This is a genomic window from Citrobacter sp. Cpo065 (assembly GCF_030332805.1).
Taxonomy (GTDB): domain Bacteria; phylum Pseudomonadota; class Gammaproteobacteria; order Enterobacterales; family Enterobacteriaceae; genus Citrobacter; species Citrobacter portucalensis.
On record NZ_JAOWHC010000017.1, the window covers coordinates 36,894 to 54,404 of the forward strand.

The window sequence follows — 17,511 nt, forward strand, 5'->3', positions numbered from 1 at the left end:
TAGATGCTCATTCCATCTCTTATGTTCGCCATCAGGCCTCATAAACTCAGGAATGATGCAGAGCCGTTTACGGTGCTTATCGTCCACAGACAGATGTCGCTCAGGCCTCATCAAACACCATGGACATAACGTTGAGTGAAGCACCCATTTATGTTGTCATACAGACCTGTTTAACGCCTGCTCCTTACCGAGCGGGCGTTTTTTTATGCATAAACAAAATCCTTCGAGCGACTTCTCGAAGGATTTTGTTTATACGATTGAAAAATATGTAGGCCCGGTAAGCGAAAGCGCCACCGGGCATTCAGGAGTTACTGCGGGGGATTGTTGTTCTGCAGCGTCAACATCAGGCCATCACGGCGCATGGTGGCGGCTTCTTCCGGCTGGTGCAATCTGTCCAGCGCGTCAGCAAGCCAGGCGTAGTCATAGGCATCCGGGCGCTGTTTGAGAGCGGCACGGAAGGCGAGCGTAGCTTCCTGCCATTCCCCATGCTTCATTAACGACTGACCCAGCGTACTCCACAGCAACGGGCGATCGCCCACGGCTTTAATCTGCTGGCGCAGCACTTTTTCTATCTGTTCCGGATTATTGGTTTTCAGACGCGGGATCGGCAGCACCAGGCGGTCATCGTACTGACGTTTCAAACCATCAATGATGACCTGCTGCGCCGTATCGTGATCGTCACACTCAATCAGATGTTCAGCCATCGCCACCTGCAGGGCAACCTGATGACGGGTTTTACGGCTCTGGTTTTTCCACCATGCACGCAGCCCCTCGCTGCCCTGATCGGCGCGGACTTGATCCATCAAGCCAACCCATGCCTGTTGTTCCAGCATGGCGCGGTGCTCATCATCACCCACATGCGCTTTTGCCATGGATGGGATGATATCCAGCAAGGAACTCCATGCGCCGGTGCGAATGTAGGCCTGCTCAGCCAGACGCAGCACTTCCGGATGACGTGGCGTCACTTCCAGCAGTTTGTCTACGCTGTGGCGTGCGGCGTGATTTTCATTACGCGCCAGTTGCAGGCGAACGCGAGCGATTTCTACCGGGATCGTATCATTTCCGGCCAGTTCGGCAGCACGCTCAAGGTGTTGGTTGGCGCGCGCTTCGTCACCGCGCTGCTGAGCCGCTTCTGCCGCCAGCAGGTAATTCACTACCGGCTGTTCTGCATGATCGGCATTTTTCGACATCAGCTTCTCAACCTGCTGATAGTCACCTTCTGCCAGTTTGAGCAGCGCCTGTTCGGTCTGCTTACGGGCGCGACGTCGCTTACGACCCACAAACCACCCACGGGTATGTGCGCCGGTGCGGAAAATTCGGCGCAACAGCCATTCAATCGCAAACAGGACGACCATGGCGACGATAAGGATGATCACCAGGCCCGTAACGCTGGTTTCGATATTGTAGTTATCCGTCTGGATCAGCACGTAACCCTGATGACCGGCTATCATCGGACCGACGACGATCCCGGCGATCAACAGCACAAAGAGCAACAATACTTTTAGCATCATTATTCTCCTTGCGGCGCGGTTGCCGGAGCATCTGTCGAAGGCGCTGGCGCTGGCGCAGGTGCTACTGCTACCGGTGCTGTGGCAGGCTGCGCCAGTAAATTACGTACGCGGGTCTGCATTAACTTGTCGAGAATAGCCTGGCTCTGCAGCGTTTCCGGAACATCCATACTGATGCTTTGCTGGCTCAGCTGGTCTACTTCTTCAAGGAACGCTTTGGTCGCTGCATCGTCGGTGTCGTAGTAAGCACGCACCCATGTGGAGACATTTTCCAGCGCCTGGCGGTATGTTTCTTCCTGATGACGCGGCACGGCCTGTGCGGCCACTAACAGACGAGAACGGATGTTCTCACGTAAGTAAACGTCCTGGTTCGGTGCCAGCAGCGGGACGGCGGTTTCATCACGACGACGAATAGTGATGAAGCTGTCCATAAAGTTCTGCCAGCTTTTTTGCAGATTGACGCGCCATTCGCTAATCGAGCTGGAAAGCTCGCTGCTGTCGGAGTCCATTGGAGAATCGTCGGTGTCGTTGTCGGCCAGACGCAGATTATCAATCTGATTAGAGAGCTGATTCACTTTCAGGATAATGCCGTCATAGTCGACCTGAGTTACCGCGGAGAGGCTCGCGATGTCGTCAGTAATCGCACGTCGCGCGGTAATTAAGCTCGGGTCGTTCATATCCGCCAAGCTCGCGTCGGCGCTTTTCAACAGCGCAGCGGCGGTGGTGACGTCCTGATCGCTCCATAATTTACGACCGGCCAGTTTCACCAGAAAATCAGCCTGCGCCAGCAGCCATGTGCCCGCATCGCTGCCGGAGATGGTGGCGACTTTTTGCTGGACTTCATCAAGCTGTTTGACCAGCGTGGCCTGCTGGCGAGTGGCTTCATCCAGCTGTGTTGCCTGCTGTTTAATAATACCTTCCAGCTCAGCTTTTTGGCTTTCCTGCGCTTTTTGCAGCGCCGTCAACTGGTTCGCCAGCGCATCGCTGGTTGCCGTTTGTGTTGTTGCCTGTTGTTTCCCCCAGCCGTACAGCCCAACGCCTGCAGCCAGCGCAATAGCAATCGCCACAGCGCTCAGAATCAGCGCCGTGCTGTTCTTACTCTTTTTTTCAGTATTGACTGGCTGTGACGTGGTTTCCACGGCCTCCCTGGTCTCTTCAACCACGGCGGAGGATTTTTCTTGTTCCGTCATTATGGCATCCCATTATGAGAGTTATTGTAATGCGCGTAGTAGCGCATCGTTGTCGGCGTTATCAGCGACCTTAATATCTTGCCAGCCCAGTTCCCGGGCGAGGTGCGCCAGACGCTCACTGACGACCAACAGCCGACAGCGTAGTAACCAGTGCTCACGATACCACTGCGGAATGAGCGACCAGAGCTGTTGTAGCATCTCTCCGCTGGTGACAACCACCGTGGTTACGCCACGGGATTGCCAGCGCATCGCTTCTTCCGCACCATCGTAATGTTTTGCACTGCGTTGATAACATTCACAAAAATCGACATCGGCTCCGCGTGCCGTCAGGGTTTCACCTATCAGCTCCCGGCCTCCGTTGCCGCGTAATATAAGCGCGCGTTTTCCCGCAATATTTTGTAATTCAGGTAATTGTAGCAAGACTTCGCTAATTTCCCGATCCAGAGGGTAGTGAATATTGAAGCCGCTAACAGTATGCAGCGCCAGCGCCGTTGTACGGCCAATGGCAAAATAACGTGGAAGGGATGGCCAGCTTTTCTCTTGCTGGCGAAGTTCGGCATCTGCAAAGGTAACGGCGTGCTGCGAGAGGGCGAAGACCAGATCGTTCTCCGTCAGCGCCGACAGTCGGGAAGCAACCGTTGCCAGTTCCCGACCAGGTGAAAACTCGATGAGCGGAAAACTCCAGGCCACCTGCCCCAGTGTGCGCAGTCGGCTCACTAACTCTTCCCCTGCGGGAGACGGGCGGGTGACCAGAATACTCATGCGGGGGCTTCTCCGTTATAAACTTCCGCCAGAATGGCGCGCGCACCGTTCTCCAGCAGTTCTTCTGCCAGAGAGATACCCATCTGTTCGGCATCCTGTGTGGCGCCGCGACGTTCTCCACATACCATCTGTGAACCGTCTGGCGCGCCGACCAGCGCACGTAGCCAAATCTCACCGTCGATGATTTCGGCATAGCTGCCAATAGGTACCTGACATCCCCCTTCCAGGCGGGTGTTCATGGCGCGTTCTGCTTTGACGCGTAGCGCTGTCTCTTCATGGTTGAGCGGTGCTAACAGCGCCTGAGTGCGCATATCATCCAGTCGACATTCTATGCCTACTGCGCCTTGCCCGACAGCGGGCAGGGAGACTTCCGGCGGCAGAGCGGTGCGGACTCGCGACTCAAGACCTAAACGTTTTAATCCGGCGACTGCCAGAATAATGGCGTCATAATCGCCGTTATCCAGTTTGCTGAGGCGCGTGCCTACGTTGCCGCGCAGCGAACGGATGACGAGATCCGGGCGACGCTTCGCCAACTGGCACTGGCGGCGCAAACTGGATGTCCCGACGATGCTGCCTGCGGGGAGTTCATCCAGCGAGTTGTACTTATTTGAGACGAAAGCATCACGCGGATCCTCTCGCTCACAAATGGTGACCAGTCCAAGACCGTCAGGGAATTCAACCGGCACATCCTTCATGGAATGCACAGCGATATCGGCGCGTTTTTCCAGCAGCGCGACTTCCAGCTCTTTAACAAACAACCCTTTCCCCCCGACCTTCGCCAGCGGGGTATCAAGGATCACATCGCCACGGGTTACCATAGGAACCAGTTCCACGATCAGACCGGGGTGGTTTGCCATTAAGGCGTCTTTGACATAATGTGCCTGCCAGAGCGCAAGGGGGCTTTGGCGTGTGGCAATTCTCAAAACATTGTCTAACATGCTTGTTACCGTCATTATCAATCATTGACCATCCTAACATCCTTATCAAAGGGATGTCAGCGTTACGCTCAAACGTAAGTGAGAGGAAAAGGCGCTGCATCATCACTGGCAGTGAATAATGACGAGAAACCTCCCGACCGTATGAAGGAATTTACACGTAACGAACGGTGCTACACTTGTATGTAGCGCATCTTTCTTTACGGTCAATGAGCAAGGTGTTAAATTGATCACGTTTTAGACCATTTTTTCGGCTGTACAGCATAAAAAAATATGGGCGAAAAACAGGTAACGGTTATTTTTGACATACGGTTTATCCGAATTGATGGCGATTATTGTGAGCGCTTGCGCCGCGGCAATCGACAACATGACGGATAGCAACATCAGGCGATACGTCTTGTACCTCTATATTGAGACTCTGAAACAGAGACTGGATGCCATAAATCAACTGCGTGTGGATCGCGCGCTTGCTGCCATGGGACCTGCCTTCCAGCAGGTATACAGTCTGCTGCCGACATTATTGCACTACCACCATCCGCTGATGCCGGGTTACCTCGATGGTAACGTTCCCAAAGGCATATGCTTTTACACGCCTGATGAAACCCAACGCCACTACCTGAACGAACTGGAACTGTACCGCGGTATGTCGCCGCAGGATCCTCCCAAGGGCGAACTGCCGATCACCGGCGTTTACTCAATGGGCAGCACCTCTTCGGTAGGGCAAAGCTGTTCCTCTGACCTTGATATCTGGGTCTGCCATCAATCCTGGCTGGATAGCGAAGAGCGCCAGCTGCTGCAGCGAAAATGTAGCCTGCTGGAAAGCTGGGCCGCCTCGCTGGGCGTAGAAGTCAGTTTCTTCCTGATTGATGAAAACCGTTTCCGTCACAATGAAAGCGGCAGTCTGGGTGGTGAAGACTGTGGCTCGACGCAGCATATCCTGTTGCTTGATGAATTCTATCGCACCGCTGTGCGCCTCGCGGGTAAACGTATTTTGTGGAATATGGTGCCGGGCGACGAAGAAGAGCATTACGACGATTACGTCATGACGCTCTACGCACAGGGGGTGCTAACGCCAAACGAATGGCTGGATCTCGGCGGACTCAGTTCGCTTTCCGCCGAAGAGTACTTTGGCGCCAGCCTCTGGCAGTTGTACAAGAGTATCGACTCCCCGTACAAAGCGGTGCTGAAAACGCTGCTGCTGGAAGCCTATTCCTGGGAATACCCAAATCCACGCCTGTTGGCGAAAGATATTAAACAGCGCCTGCACGATGGCGAGATCGTCTCTTTTGGTCTCGACCCTTACTGCATGATGCTGGAGCGCGTTACCGAGTACCTCACGGCGATCGAAGATCCGACGCGCCTGGATTTAGTGCGTCGATGTTTCTACTTAAAAGTGTGTGAGAAACTGAGCCGTGAGCGCGCCTGCGTGGGCTGGCGTCGTGAAGTATTAAGTCAGTTAGTGAAAGAGTGGGGCTGGGATGACGCCCGTCTGACCATGCTGGATAACCGCGCTAACTGGAAGATTGACCAGGTACGCGAAGCACATAACGAACTGCTCGATGCGATGATGCAGAGCTATCGTAACCTGATCCGCTTTGCGCGGCGCAATAACCTCAGCGTCAGCGCCAGCCCGCAGGATATCGGCGTGCTGACCCGTAAGCTGTATGCCGCGTTTGAAGCGTTGCCGGGTAAAGTCACGCTTGTGAACCCACAGATATCTCCGGATCTCTCGGAACCGAATCTGACCTTTATCCATGTACCGCCGGGTCGTGCCAACCGTTCAGGTTGGTATCTCTACAACCGCGCGCCTAACATGGACTCGATCATCAGTCATCAGCCGCTGGAATATAACCGCTATCTCAACAAGCTGGTGGCGTGGGCCTGGTTCAATGGCCTGCTGACCTCGCGTACGCATTTGTTTATTAAGGGCAACGGCATTGTTGATTTGCCGAAGCTGCAGGAAATGGTCGCCGACGTGTCGCACCACTTCCCGCTGCGACTGCCTGCACCAACGCCGAAAGCGCTCTATAGCCCATGCGAAATTCGCCATCTGGCGATTATCGTTAACCTCGAATATGACCCAACGGCCGCATTCCGTAATCAGGTGGTACATTTTGATTTCCGTAAGCTGGACGTCTTCAGCTTTGGCGAAGAGCAAAATTGCCTGGTAGGAAGCGTCGACCTGCTGTACCGCAACTCGTGGAATGAAGTGCGTACGCTGCACTTCAACGGCGAGCAGGCGATGATTGAAGCGTTAAAAACGATTCTGGGCAAAATGCACCAGGATGCCGCGCCGCCAGATAGCGTCGAGGTCTTCTGCTATAGCCAGCATCTGCGCGGTTTAATTCGCACCCGCGTCCAGCAACTGGTGTCTGAGTGCATCGAATTGCGCCTCTCCAGCACCCGTCAGGAAACCGGACGTTTCAAAGCGCTGCGTGTTTCCGGCCAGACGTGGGGATTGTTCTTCGAGCGCCTGAACGTTTCGGTACAGAAGCTGGAAAACGCAATTGAATTCTATGGCGCGATTTCACATAACAAACTGCACGGGCTTTCCGTCCAGGTTGAGACCAACCATGTGAAACTGCCGTCGGTGGTCGACGGTTTTGCCAGCGAAGGGATTATTCAGTTCTTTTTCGAAGAAACGGGTGATGAGCAGGGCTTTAATATCTACATTCTGGACGAAAGCAATCGGGCTGAGGTGTATCACCACTGCGAAGGTAGTAAAGAGGAGTTGGTACGCGACGTCAGCCGTTTCTATTCATCGTCGCACGATCGTTTTACCTACGGCTCCAGCTTCATCAACTTTAACCTGCCGCAGTTCTATCAGATTGTGAAAACTGACGGGCGCGCGCAGGTGATTCCGTTCCGCACCCAGCCGATTAGCGCTGTTCCGCCAGCCAGTCAGGACAACGACACGCCGCTGTTACAGCAGTATTTCTCGTGAGTTAACTTACCCGGTGGCGCGACGCTTACCGGGCCAAAGTAGGCCGGATAAGCGAAGCGCATCCGGCACTAAAGCTTAGCGGAAGCTCACCTCTTCACCCGCCTGCTGCGTTGCCGCTTGTTCCAACAGATCCCAGAACGTTTCGCCGCTTCGGTCGCAGATCCATTCGTCGCCTTTCAGGTCAAAGTGGTAGCCGCCCTGTTTGGTCGCCAGCCACACCTGGTGGAGCGGCTCCTGACGGTTAATGATAATTTTGCTGCCGTTTTCGAAGCTGATGGTCAGCACGCCGCCGTTGATCTCACAATCGATATCGCTGTCGCCATCCCAGTCATCCAGACGTTCTTCAATGGTCATCCAAAGGGTGTCAGCAAGGCGATGAAATTCACTGTCGTTCATTTTCTTATCCTATTTTTCGTGATGCCCGCAGTATAACGTGGAATAAATCGCGATGCAGTTTTTAGCCAAACTCTTGCTTTTACGCCTTCTCCTGCGATGATAGAAAACAGAAAGCATGAACTTTACAGGCAATCCATAATGAAAAACGTGTTAAAGCCACTCGCTGTCATTTTTACTCTGTTCAGCCTGACGGGCTGTGGGTTAAAAGGCCCGCTCTATTTCCCGCCGGCTGATAAAACCGCGCCGCCTCCGACCAAGAGCGTTCAGCCGCAATCGCAATCCACTACGCCTGAGAAAAACGATCGTGGGATTAGTGATGGGCCTTCTCAGGTGAATTACTAACGGCAGGAATAGATTTTACATTTCTGTACCCGCGTGAACGGAGTGAATGATGCAATTCTCTAAAATGCATGGCCTTGGCAACGATTTTATGGTCGTCGACGCGGTAACGCAGAATGTCTTTTTCTCACCAGAGCTGATCCGCCGCCTGGCCGACAGACATCTCGGCGTTGGATTTGATCAACTGCTGGTGGTTGAGCCTCCGTATGATCCGGAGCTGGATTTCCACTACCGTATTTTTAATGCCGACGGCAGTGAAGTGTCACAGTGTGGCAATGGCGCCCGCTGTTTTGCCCGTTTTGTTCGCCTGAAAGGGCTGACTAATAAACGTGATATTCGCGTCAGTACCGCGAATGGTCGTATGGTATTAACCGTAACCGACGACGAGCTGGTGCGGGTGAATATGGGCGAACCCAATTTTGAACCCTCGCAGGTTCCTTTTCGCGCTAACAAAGCAGAGAAGACCTATATTATGCGCGCGGCCGAACAGACAGTATTGTGCGGCGTGGTTTCAATGGGGAACCCGCACTGCGTGATTCAGGTTGATGATGTTGATACGGCCACGGTAGAAACACTGGGACCGGTTCTGGAAAGCCACGAACGCTTCCCTGAACGCGCCAATATCGGATTTATGCAGGTGGTAAAACGCGAGCATATCCGACTGCGCGTCTATGAGCGCGGCGCGGGTGAAACGCAGGCCTGCGGCAGCGGTGCGTGCGCTGCCGTTGCGGTCGGTATCCAGCAGGGTCTGCTGGCGGAAGAAGTGAGGGTGGAATTACCGGGCGGTCGACTTGATATCGCCTGGAAAGGTCCGGGTCATCCGCTGTATATGACTGGCCCGGCGGCACATGTCTACGACGGATTTATTCACTTATGAAGCAACCAGGGGAAGAACTACAGGAAACGCTCATGGAGCTGGACGACCGGGCGGTCGTCGATTACCTGCAACGTAATCCTGAGTTTTTTATCCGTAATGCCCAGGCCGTTGAAGCGATGCGAGTTCCGCACCCAGTGCGGGGCACGGTCTCTTTAGTGGAATGGCATATGGCGCGGGCACGTAATCATATTAACGTGCTGGAAGAGAACATGGCGTTGTTGATGGAACAAGCCAACGCCAATGAAAGCCTGTTCTATCGTCTGTTAAATCTGCAAGGGCGGCTGGTGTCGGCCAGCAGTCTTGACGACATGCTGATGCGATTTCATCGCTGGGCGCGTGAGTTAGGGCTGGCCGGAGCGACGGTTCGTCTGTTCCCGGATCGCTGGCGACTTGGCGCGCCATCAAAATTCACCCATCTGGCATTAAGCCGTCAGGCTTTTGAACCGCTGCGTATCCAGCGTCTGGGTCAGTCACAGCACTATCTTGGGCCGCTCAATGGTCCGGAATTGCTGGTCATGATGCCGGAGGCGAAAGCCATAGGCTCGGTGGCGATGTCGATGCTCGGGCAAGATGGCTCTCTGGGCGTGATGCTGTTTAGCAGCCGTGACGTTAATCATTACCAGCAGGGGCAAGGCACGCAATTGCTGCAGGAAATCTCGCTGATGTTGCCGGAGCTGCTGGAGCGCTGGATTGAACGCGTATGACCGATTCACCCCTTTCTCAGGATGTGGCGCGCTTTTTGCGCTATCTGGGCGTTGAGCGTCAGCTTAGCCCGATCACATTGCTTAATTATCAGCGTCAGCTTGATGCCATCATTGCGTTAGCCGGAGAGACCGGTCTGCAAAGCTGGCAACAATGTGATGCTGCGATGGTACGTAGTTTTGCTGTTCGCAGCCGTCGTAAAGGACTGGGGCCGGCGAGTCTGGCGCTGCGTCTCTCCGCGTTACGCAGTTTCTTCGACTGGCTGGTTAATCAGGGCGAGCTGAAAGCCAATCCGGCAAAAAGCGTTTCCGCGCCGAAAGCACCGCGTCATCTCCCTAAAAACATCGATGTCGACGATGTTAATCGTCTGCTGGATATCGATCTCAACGATCCCCTTGCCGTGCGCGATAGAGCAATGCTGGAAGTGATGTACGGCGCGGGTCTGCGTTTATCTGAGTTGGTTGGGCTGGATATTAAACATCTCGACCTCGACACCGGCGAAGTGTGGGTGATGGGTAAGGGCAGTAAAGAGCGTCGCCTGCCGATTGGTCGCAACGCGGTGGCGTGGATTGAGCACTGGCTGGATCTACGCGGGCTATTTGGCAGCGATGACGATGCGCTATTTCTGTCCAAATTGGGCAAACGCATCTCGGCGCGTAATGTGCAGAAACGCTTTGCTGAATGGGGTATCAAGCAGGGGCTGAACAGCCACGTACATCCCCACAAATTGCGTCACTCCTTTGCGACGCATATGCTGGAGTCGAGCGGCGATCTGCGCGGAGTGCAGGAGTTATTGGGTCATGCCAATCTCTCCACGACTCAAATCTATACCCATCTTGATTTTCAACACCTGGCTTCAGTGTACGATGCGGCGCATCCGCGCGCCAAACGGGGGAAATAATGCGTTTTTACCGGCCTTTGGGGCGCATTTCTGCGCTCACCTTTGACCTTGATGACACCCTTTACGATAACCGTCCCGTTATCACACGCACCGAGCAGGAAGCGCTCGCGTTTGTACAGAATTACCATCCGGCGTTGAATTCGCTGCAAAATAGCGACCTACAGCGCTTACGTCAGGCCGTTCGCGACGCCGAGCCGGAAATCTACCACGATGTTACCCAATGGCGTCACCGTGCCGTAGAGCGCGCTATGCTGGAGGCGGGGTTGTCAGCGGCAGAAGCCAGAATGGGGGCGAATGCGGCGATGATGAATTTTGCCAAATGGCGTAGCCGCATTGAAGTCCCGCAGACGACGCATGACACGCTGAAGGCGCTGGCCCGCAAATGGCCGCTGGTGGCGATCACCAACGGTAACGCGCAGCCGGAACTGTTTGGCCTGGGTGATTACTTTGAGTTTGTGCTGCGCGCCGGTCCCGACGGGCGATCAAAACCCTTTAGCGACATGTACACGTTGGCGGCGGAAAAACTGAAAATGCCTGTGGGTGAGATTCTGCACGTGGGTGATGACCTGACGACGGACGTCGCGGGCGCCATCCGTTGTGGTATGCAGGCCTGCTGGATCAAACCGGAAAATGCCGACCTGATGCAAACCGCAGACAGTCGTTTGCTTCCGCATATCGAAATTTCACAGTTGGCATCTCTAACCTCGCTGATATAATCACCAGCAGAACTCTGTATATATACCCAGCTTTTTGGCGGATGGCGCTACGCTTATCCGCCTTACCTACTTTTACGCGGCGGTGCCAATGGACGTTTCTTACCTGCTCGACAGCCTTAATGATAAACAGCGTGAAGCGGTGGCCGCGCCACGCAGCAACATGCTGGTTCTGGCAGGCGCGGGGAGTGGTAAAACGCGCGTGCTGGTGCACCGTATAGCCTGGTTACTGACGGTTGAGAACAACTCGCCGTACTCCATTATGGCGGTGACCTTTACCAACAAAGCGGCGGCGGAAATGCGCCACCGTATCGGCCAGATCATGGGAACCAGCCAGGGCGGTATGTGGGTAGGTACATTCCACGGTCTGGCCCACCGTCTGCTGCGCGCGCACCATATGGATGCGAACCTGCCGCAGGATTTTCAGATCCTCGACAGCGAAGACCAACTGCGTTTGCTCAAGCGTCTGATCAAGGCGATGAACCTTGATGAGAAGCAGTGGCCGCCGCGTCAGGCGATGTGGTTCATCAACAGCCAGAAAGACGAAGGGCTGCGTCCGCATCATCTGCAAAGCTACGGCAACCCGGTTGAGCAAACCTGGCAGAAAGTGTATCAGGCTTACCAGGAAGCGTGTGACCGCGCGGGGCTGGTGGATTTCGCCGAGCTGCTGCTGCGCGCCCACGAGCTGTGGCTCAACAAACCGCATATCCTGCAGCACTACCGCGAACGTTTTACCAATATCCTGGTGGACGAATTTCAGGATACCAACAACATTCAGTACGCGTGGATCCGCCTGCTGGCGGGCGATACCGGCAAGGTAATGATCGTCGGCGATGACGATCAGTCAATCTACGGCTGGCGCGGAGCGCAGGTGGAGAACATCCAGCGCTTCCTTACGGACTTCCCCGGCGCAGAAACTATTCGCCTGGAGCAGAACTACCGCTCGACTAACAATATCCTCAGCGCGGCCAACGCCCTGATTGAAAATAACAACGGGCGTCTGGGTAAAAAGCTGTGGACCGATGGCGTCGACGGCGAACCGATCTCGCTGTATTGCGCGTTCAACGAACTCGATGAAGCGCGCTTCGTGGTCAATCGCATCAAAACCTGGCAGGACAACGGCGGTGCGCTGGAACAATGCGCCATTCTGTATCGCAGCAACGCCCAGTCGCGCGTACTGGAAGAGGCGTTGTTACAGGCCAGCATGCCGTATCGGATTTATGGCGGGATGCGTTTCTTCGAACGCCAGGAAATCAAAGATGCGCTCTCTTACCTGCGCCTGATCGCCAACCGCAATGACGACGCCGCATTTGAGCGCGTGGTGAATACGCCCACCCGCGGGATTGGCGATCGTACTTTGGATGTGGTGCGTCAGACCTCCCGTGACCGCCAGCTAACGTTGTGGCAGGCCTGTCGTGAGCTGTTGCAGGAAAAAGCCCTCGCGGGTCGCGCCGCCAGCGCCTTACAGCGCTTTATGGAGCTGATTGACGCACTGGCGCAGGAGACCGCCGATATGCCGCTGCACGTGCAGACTGACCGGGTGATTAAAGACTCCGGCCTGCGCATGATGTACGAGCAGGAAAAAGGCGAGAAAGGCCAGACGCGTATCGAAAACTTAGACGAACTGGTGACGGCAACGCGCCAGTTCAGCTACAACGAAGAAGACGAAGACTTAATGCCGCTGCAGGCATTCCTGTCTCACGCTGCGCTGGAAGCGGGCGAAGGGCAGGCGGATACCTGGCAGGACGCGGTACAACTGATGACGCTGCACTCGGCGAAAGGTCTGGAGTTCCCGCAGGTGTTTATCGTCGGGATGGAAGAAGGCATGTTCCCCAGCCAGATGTCGCTGGACGAAGGCGGTCGCCTCGAAGAAGAGCGCCGCCTGGCTTACGTAGGCGTGACCCGCGCAATGCAAAAGCTGACGCTGACCTACGCCGAAACGCGTCGTCTGTACGGCAAAGAGGTTTACCATCGTCCGTCGCGCTTTATCGGCGAACTGCCGGAAGCGTGCGTTGAAGAGGTTCGCCTGCGCGCCACTGTCAGCCGCCCGGTGAGCCATCAGCGGATGGGCACGCCAATGGCGGAAAATGATACCGGCTATAAGCTCGGCCAGCGCGTGCGCCACGCTAAATTTGGCGAGGGCACCATCGTCAACCTGGAAGGAAGCGGCGAACACAGTCGTTTGCAGGTCGCGTTCCAGGGGCAGGGGATCAAATGGCTGGTTGCCGCCTACGCCAGACTGGAAACGGTATGATCGCCTGATGTCACTGCGCTTATCAGGCCTACGCGGAACGTAATATTTTGATTTGTAGGCCGGATAAGGCGAAGCCGCCATCCGGCTATCTGTCGGTTAATATTCTGAAATCATAGATAAATAATTCCCCTCTGCTAACCTTTCTGTATAAGGGGAAATTATTACTTTTTCGCCATCCGTTGCGTGTTGACGTCAAAATTTTGCTGGCGTAACATGCGCGCACGATTACGCTAAGAGGACATTCGCCTTGGACACACCCAGTAGATACTGGCTCATTATCCTGTCATCCAGGATCAACTCCTAAGGCTATCCCTTTTTGCTGATAGCCTTCGCGGTTGTCAGCGACCTTCTGTTTTTTCCCGTCGCGCTGAGTCAGGCTGTTTAATGGTCTGAAACCCAATTTGTTTCTGTGTGCCCTCCGAACTGTCCGATAATTTTTTGCATTGGGAGTCCCGGTCATGCTGAGCGCATTTCAACTGGAAAACAATCGTTTAACTCGCCTTGAGGCAGACGAGATCGAGCACCTGGCCAGTTCGGTTTGGGTCGATTTAGTCGAGCCGGATGACGAAGAACGAAACCGTGTGCAAAAGGACTTGGGCCAGAATCTGGCTACGCGCCCTGAACTGGAAGACATCGAAGCATCCGCACGTTTTTTTGAAGACGAAGACGGTCTGCACATCCACTCCTTCTTCTTTTACGAAGACGCCGACGATCACGCGGGTAACTCAACCGTCGCATTTACCATTCGCGAAGGCCGCCTGTTTACTCTGCGCGAGCGCGAACTGCCGGCCTTCCGCCTGTACCGCATGCGTGCGCGTAATCAGGCGATGGTGGATGGCAACGCCTACGAGCTGTTGCTCGACCTGTTCGAAACTAAAATTGAACAGCTGGCGGATGAGATCGAAAATATTTACAGCGACCTGGAAAAACTCAGCCGTGTGATCATGGAAGGGCGTCAGGGCGATGAGTATGACGAAGCGCTGTCGACGTTGGCGGAACTGGAAGATATCGGCTGGAAAGTACGTCTGTGTCTGATGGATACCCAGCGCGCGCTGAACTTCCTGGTGCGTAAAGCGCGTTTGCCGGGCAGTCAGCTGGAGCAGGCGCGTGAGATCCTGCGCGATATCGAGTCACTGCTGCCGCACAATGAATCGCTGTTCCAGAAGGTTAACTTCCTGATGCAGGCGGCGATGGGCTTTATCAACATCGAGCAGAACCGCATCATCAAGATCTTCTCGGTGGTTTCTGTGGTATTCCTGCCGCCGACGCTGGTGGCTTCCAGCTACGGGATGAACTTTGAGTTTATGCCGGAATTGCACTGGAGCTTCGGTTACCCGGGCGCGATTGTCTTTATGATGCTCGCGGGTCTGGCGCCGTATCTGTACTTTAAGCGCAAGAACTGGCTGTAATAACTGTATTTTATCCGGCCTACGGCGATGTGCTTTTGTAGGCCGGATAAGCGAAGCGCCATCCGGCACTCCCCTAGCTCCGACGAACCCGTCGTTGCGTATAAATCGCATCCATCACGAAAATCGCCAGCGCCACCCAGATAAACGCAAACGTGACCATTTTATCCGTTCCCGGGACTTCACCATAGAAGGTGACGGCCAGCAGGAACATCAGCGTAGGCCCGATATACTGGAAGAATCCCAGCGTGGACAGACGCAGGCGGGTTGCCGCGCCGGTAAAGCACAGCAGCGGAATGGTGGTCACGACACCCGCGGCAATCAGCAGCAGGTTGAGCGACATGGGGTTTTGCCCCATATGGCTGGTTGAGCTGTCCGCAATGCCAAACAGATAGATGGCGGCGACAGGTAAAAGCCACAGGGTTTCGATCAGCATGCCGGTTTGTGCTTCGACGGCAATCTTCTTGCGCACCAGCCCATAGAACGCAAAGCTGAACGCCAGTCCCAGCGCGATTATTGGCAGCGATCCGAAGGTCCACAGCTGTACCAGCACGCCGCAGGCGGCTAACAGTACTGCCAGCCACTGCATGCGACGAAAGCGCTCACCGAGGAATAGCATTCCCAGCACAATATTCACCAGTGGGTTAATAAAATAGCCGAGGCTGGCTTCCAGCATATGGTGATTATTGACCGCCCAAATGAACAGCAGCCAGTTTCCGCCGATGAGCACTGCAGAGAGCGCCAGCAGGAAGATCTTCTTTGGCGTTTGTAGCAGCGTTTTGACGCCTGACCACTGGCGGCTGATGCTCATCAGTACCACCATAAAGAAAAATGACCAGATGACGCGGTGCGTCAGGATCTCATCCGCCGGAACATAGTAAATCAGCTTGAAGTAGGCGGGAGCGATACCCCAAATAAAATAAGCAGCAAGAGCGAGTAGCACGCCCTGCCGCGTTTGTTTAGCATCCATCGGGAAAACTCATTGCAGAAATGTAACAGCAGTTTACCTTTTTTTAGGCACTTACCCCACCATATAAGTGGCGGTTGCGCTGGCAATATAAAGCTGTTCTTCGTTATGCAATTCCACGCGCGCAACAGCGACTTTATTACCCGCCCGCAGCAGGCTGCTGGTGGCGGTAAAGCGATTCCCTCTTCCGGGGCGCAGATAATCAACACGCAAATCGATTGTACCCATGCGTGACATCCGCTGACGCAGTTCGTCCTCACTGATTGTTTCATGGCGGGTCAGCGTACTCCCAACGCATACCAGCCCGGCGGCGACGTCCAGCGCCGAGGCGATCACGCCGCCATGCAGAATGCTTTGCGCCCAGTTGCCGACCATCATCGGTTGGTTATTAAAGGCTAATTGAGCAAATTCTTTCTCATAGCGTTCGAGCTCCAGTCCCAGCGCCCGGTTAAACGGCATATGATAGACAAACATTTCCCCCACTAACTTCAGCGCTTCCTCAGCAGTAAGTACGGCAGACATACGATCCCTACATCTCGACGGTTAATGAAATGTTGATATTATGCTTATTATTTGTTGTTTTCTACTTTAGGACGGGATAACTAACGAGTAACTAGCTAAGTATGTAGAATACTTGCCAGATAATTATACAATTCATCAATATTTTGGTTCAGGAGAACATTACCGATGCGGGCGATTCTGGGATGGTTACTACCAGCAATTATGCTGCCGTTGACCGCGTATGCGCAGGAAGCGACAGTGAAAGAGATTCATGATGCACCGGCGGTTCGTGGCAGTATTATCGCCAATATGCTGCAGGAACATGACAACCCTTTCACGCTTTATCCTTATGATACCAACTATCTTATTTACACCAATACCAGCGACATGAACAAAGAGGCGATCAGCAGTTATAGCTGGTCCGAAAATGCGCGCAAAGATGAGGTTAAGTTTCAGCTAAGCCTGGCGTTTCCGCTCTGGCGCGGGATATTAGGCCCAAACTCGGTACTTGGTGGTTCCTATACCCAGAAGTCCTGGTGGCAGCTTTCGAACAGTGAAGAGTCTTCACCGTTTCGCGAAACCAACTACGAACCGCAGTTGTTCCTAGGTTTCGCCACCGACTATCGCTTTGCCGGTTGGACTCTTCGTGATGTCGAAATGGGTTATAACCATGACTCCAACGGCCGTTCCGATCCCACGTCACGTAGCTGGAACCGTCTTTATACCCGTCTGATGGCTGAAAATGGTAACTGGCTGGTGGAAGTTAAGCCGTGGTACGTGATTGGTAGCACCGACGATAACCCTGATATCACTAAATACATGGGCTACTATCAGCTGAAAATGGGATATCACCTGGGTGACGCGGTTATCAGCGTGAAAGGCCAGTACAACTGGAATACCGGCTACGGCGGCGCAGAGCTGGGGGCCAGTTACCCCATCACGAAGCATGTGCGTCTATACACTCAGGTCTACAGTGGTTACGGCGAATCGCTGATTGACTACAACTTCAATCAGACGCGTGTTGGTGTGGGCGTGATGCTCAACGATATCTTCTGATAAGTATTGAGAGTATTTTAATCATTGCAGTTTCTCTCTCAGGCGCTGAAAATAGCGCCT

At 54.3% G+C, this 17,511-nt stretch carries 17 protein-coding genes; 10 read left to right on the forward strand and 7 right to left on the reverse strand.

What is annotated here, in order from left to right; genetic code table 11:
* Positions 1 to 308: 308 nt before the first annotated feature.
* Genes hemY through hemC form a run of 4 tightly spaced genes read right to left on the reverse strand, consistent with a single transcriptional unit; the run spans position 309 to position 4,398 of the window.
* The gene (hemY, locus tag OGY68_RS00260; RefSeq protein WP_048215221.1) at positions 309 to 1,508 is read right to left on the reverse strand and encodes a protoheme IX biogenesis protein HemY; all 1,200 of its coding nucleotides are present in this window, start codon (positions 1,506 to 1,508) and stop codon (positions 309 to 311) included.
* Positions 1,509 to 1,510: 2 nt separating this feature from the next.
* Entirely contained in the window at positions 1,511 to 2,698 is a 1,188-nt protein-coding gene (hemX, locus tag OGY68_RS00265) for a uroporphyrinogen-III C-methyltransferase (protein ID WP_057067469.1), read from the reverse strand.
* 21 nt (positions 2,699 to 2,719) lie between these two features.
* Positions 2,720 to 3,460 carry a uroporphyrinogen-III synthase gene (hemD, locus tag OGY68_RS00270; protein ID WP_003828974.1) on the reverse strand — a complete coding sequence of 247 codons (741 nt, stop codon included), beginning with the start codon at positions 3,458 to 3,460 and terminating at the stop codon, positions 2,720 to 2,722.
* On the reverse strand, positions 3,457 to 4,398 hold the full coding sequence (gene hemC, locus OGY68_RS00275; RefSeq protein ID WP_003828972.1) for a hydroxymethylbilane synthase: 942 nt from the start codon (positions 4,396 to 4,398) through the stop codon (positions 3,457 to 3,459). Before hemC ends, hemD begins: the two co-directional genes overlap by 4 nt.
* 394 nt (positions 4,399 to 4,792) lie before the next feature.
* Here hemC and cyaA point away from each other — a divergent pair, with 394 nt between their 5' ends.
* Complete coding sequence (gene cyaA / locus OGY68_RS00280; RefSeq protein ID WP_032934207.1) at positions 4,793 to 7,339, forward strand: class I adenylate cyclase; 2,547 nt, start codon at positions 4,793 to 4,795, stop codon at positions 7,337 to 7,339.
* Between the two features lie 75 nt (positions 7,340 to 7,414).
* Here cyaA and cyaY read toward each other — a convergent pair whose 3' ends face one another.
* Positions 7,415 to 7,735, reverse strand: coding sequence for an iron donor protein CyaY (cyaY, locus tag OGY68_RS00285; RefSeq protein ID WP_003828967.1), 321 nt, complete (start codon positions 7,733 to 7,735; stop codon positions 7,415 to 7,417).
* A gap of 138 nt (positions 7,736 to 7,873) precedes the next feature.
* Here cyaY and lptM point away from each other — a divergent pair, with 138 nt between their 5' ends.
* From lptM to corA, 8 genes are all read left to right on the forward strand, one after another.
* Positions 7,874 to 8,077, forward strand: a complete 204-nt coding sequence (lptM, locus tag OGY68_RS00290; RefSeq protein WP_003017937.1) for an LPS translocon maturation chaperone LptM — start codon at positions 7,874 to 7,876, stop codon at positions 8,075 to 8,077.
* Positions 8,078 to 8,126: 49 nt separating this feature from the next.
* Complete coding sequence (gene dapF, locus OGY68_RS00295; protein ID WP_003017933.1) at positions 8,127 to 8,951, forward strand: diaminopimelate epimerase; 825 nt, start codon at positions 8,127 to 8,129, stop codon at positions 8,949 to 8,951.
* Entirely contained in the window at positions 8,948 to 9,655 is a 708-nt protein-coding gene (locus OGY68_RS00300; RefSeq protein ID WP_008787084.1) for a DUF484 domain-containing protein, read from the forward strand. The genes dapF and OGY68_RS00300 overlap by 4 nt, the downstream gene beginning before the upstream one ends.
* Positions 9,652 to 10,554, forward strand: coding sequence for a tyrosine recombinase XerC (gene xerC, locus OGY68_RS00305; RefSeq protein WP_032945700.1), 903 nt, complete (start codon positions 9,652 to 9,654; stop codon positions 10,552 to 10,554). The genes OGY68_RS00300 and xerC overlap by 4 nt, the downstream gene beginning before the upstream one ends.
* A complete protein-coding gene (yigB, locus tag OGY68_RS00310) occupies positions 10,554 to 11,270 on the forward strand; it encodes a 5-amino-6-(5-phospho-D-ribitylamino)uracil phosphatase YigB (protein WP_032945701.1) in 717 nt (238 codons plus the stop codon). Before xerC ends, yigB begins: the two co-directional genes overlap by 1 nt.
* Before the next feature lie 88 nt (positions 11,271 to 11,358).
* Positions 11,359 to 13,521, forward strand: coding sequence for a DNA helicase II (uvrD, locus tag OGY68_RS00315; protein ID WP_003828957.1), 2,163 nt, complete (start codon positions 11,359 to 11,361; stop codon positions 13,519 to 13,521).
* Positions 13,522 to 13,768: 247 nt separating this feature from the next.
* Entirely contained in the window at positions 13,769 to 13,825 is a 57-nt protein-coding gene (ysgD, locus tag OGY68_RS00320) for a YsgD/CorL family protein (RefSeq protein WP_212723238.1), read from the forward strand.
* A 154-nt stretch (positions 13,826 to 13,979) separates the two neighbouring features.
* On the forward strand, positions 13,980 to 14,930 hold the full coding sequence (corA, locus tag OGY68_RS00325; protein WP_003017920.1) for a magnesium/cobalt transporter CorA: 951 nt from the start codon (positions 13,980 to 13,982) through the stop codon (positions 14,928 to 14,930).
* Positions 14,931 to 15,003: 73 nt separating this feature from the next.
* Here corA and rarD read toward each other — a convergent pair whose 3' ends face one another.
* Both rarD and yigI read right to left on the reverse strand, forming a co-directional pair.
* Positions 15,004 to 15,897, reverse strand: a complete 894-nt coding sequence (gene rarD, locus OGY68_RS00330) for an EamA family transporter RarD (protein ID WP_003828953.1) — start codon at positions 15,895 to 15,897, stop codon at positions 15,004 to 15,006.
* Positions 15,898 to 15,948: 51 nt separating this feature from the next.
* Positions 15,949 to 16,416 carry an acyl-CoA thioesterase YigI gene (yigI, locus tag OGY68_RS00335; protein WP_003017917.1) on the reverse strand — a complete coding sequence of 156 codons (468 nt, stop codon included), beginning with the start codon at positions 16,414 to 16,416 and terminating at the stop codon, positions 15,949 to 15,951.
* 165 nt (positions 16,417 to 16,581) lie between these two features.
* Here yigI and pldA point away from each other — a divergent pair, with 165 nt between their 5' ends.
* Positions 16,582 to 17,451 (forward strand): phospholipase A, encoded by an 870-nt coding sequence (gene pldA, locus OGY68_RS00340; RefSeq protein ID WP_003828947.1) that lies wholly within the window; start codon positions 16,582 to 16,584, stop codon positions 17,449 to 17,451.
* Positions 17,452 to 17,511 lie beyond the last annotated feature (60 nt).

Excerpts from the sequence above, each read along its gene's own strand:
- hemY (WP_048215221.1), bottom strand. The coding sequence starts at position 1,508 with ATGCTAAAAGTATTGTTGCTCTTTGTGCTGTTGATCGCCGGGATCGTC.
- hemX (WP_057067469.1), bottom strand. The coding sequence starts at position 2,698 with ATGACGGAACAAGAAAAATCCTCCGCCGTGGTTGAAGAGACCAGGGAG.
- hemD (WP_003828974.1), bottom strand. The coding sequence starts at position 3,460 with ATGAGTATTCTGGTCACCCGCCCGTCTCCCGCAGGGGAAGAGTTAGTG.
- hemC (WP_003828972.1), bottom strand. The coding sequence starts at position 4,398 with ATGTTAGACAATGTTTTGAGAATTGCCACACGCCAAAGCCCCCTTGCG.
- cyaY (WP_003828967.1), bottom strand. The coding sequence starts at position 7,735 with ATGAACGACAGTGAATTTCATCGCCTTGCTGACACCCTTTGGATGACC.
- lptM (WP_003017937.1), top strand. The coding sequence starts at position 7,874 with ATGAAAAACGTGTTAAAGCCACTCGCTGTCATTTTTACTCTGTTCAGC.
- dapF (WP_003017933.1), top strand. The coding sequence starts at position 8,127 with ATGCAATTCTCTAAAATGCATGGCCTTGGCAACGATTTTATGGTCGTC.
- OGY68_RS00300 (WP_008787084.1), top strand. The coding sequence starts at position 8,948 with ATGAAGCAACCAGGGGAAGAACTACAGGAAACGCTCATGGAGCTGGAC.
- xerC (WP_032945700.1), top strand. The coding sequence starts at position 9,652 with ATGACCGATTCACCCCTTTCTCAGGATGTGGCGCGCTTTTTGCGCTAT.
- yigB (WP_032945701.1), top strand. The coding sequence starts at position 10,554 with ATGCGTTTTTACCGGCCTTTGGGGCGCATTTCTGCGCTCACCTTTGAC.
- uvrD (WP_003828957.1), top strand. The coding sequence starts at position 11,359 with ATGGACGTTTCTTACCTGCTCGACAGCCTTAATGATAAACAGCGTGAA.
- corA (WP_003017920.1), top strand. The coding sequence starts at position 13,980 with ATGCTGAGCGCATTTCAACTGGAAAACAATCGTTTAACTCGCCTTGAG.
- rarD (WP_003828953.1), bottom strand. The coding sequence starts at position 15,897 with ATGGATGCTAAACAAACGCGGCAGGGCGTGCTACTCGCTCTTGCTGCT.
- yigI (WP_003017917.1), bottom strand. The coding sequence starts at position 16,416 with ATGTCTGCCGTACTTACTGCTGAGGAAGCGCTGAAGTTAGTGGGGGAA.
- pldA (WP_003828947.1), top strand. The coding sequence starts at position 16,582 with ATGCGGGCGATTCTGGGATGGTTACTACCAGCAATTATGCTGCCGTTG.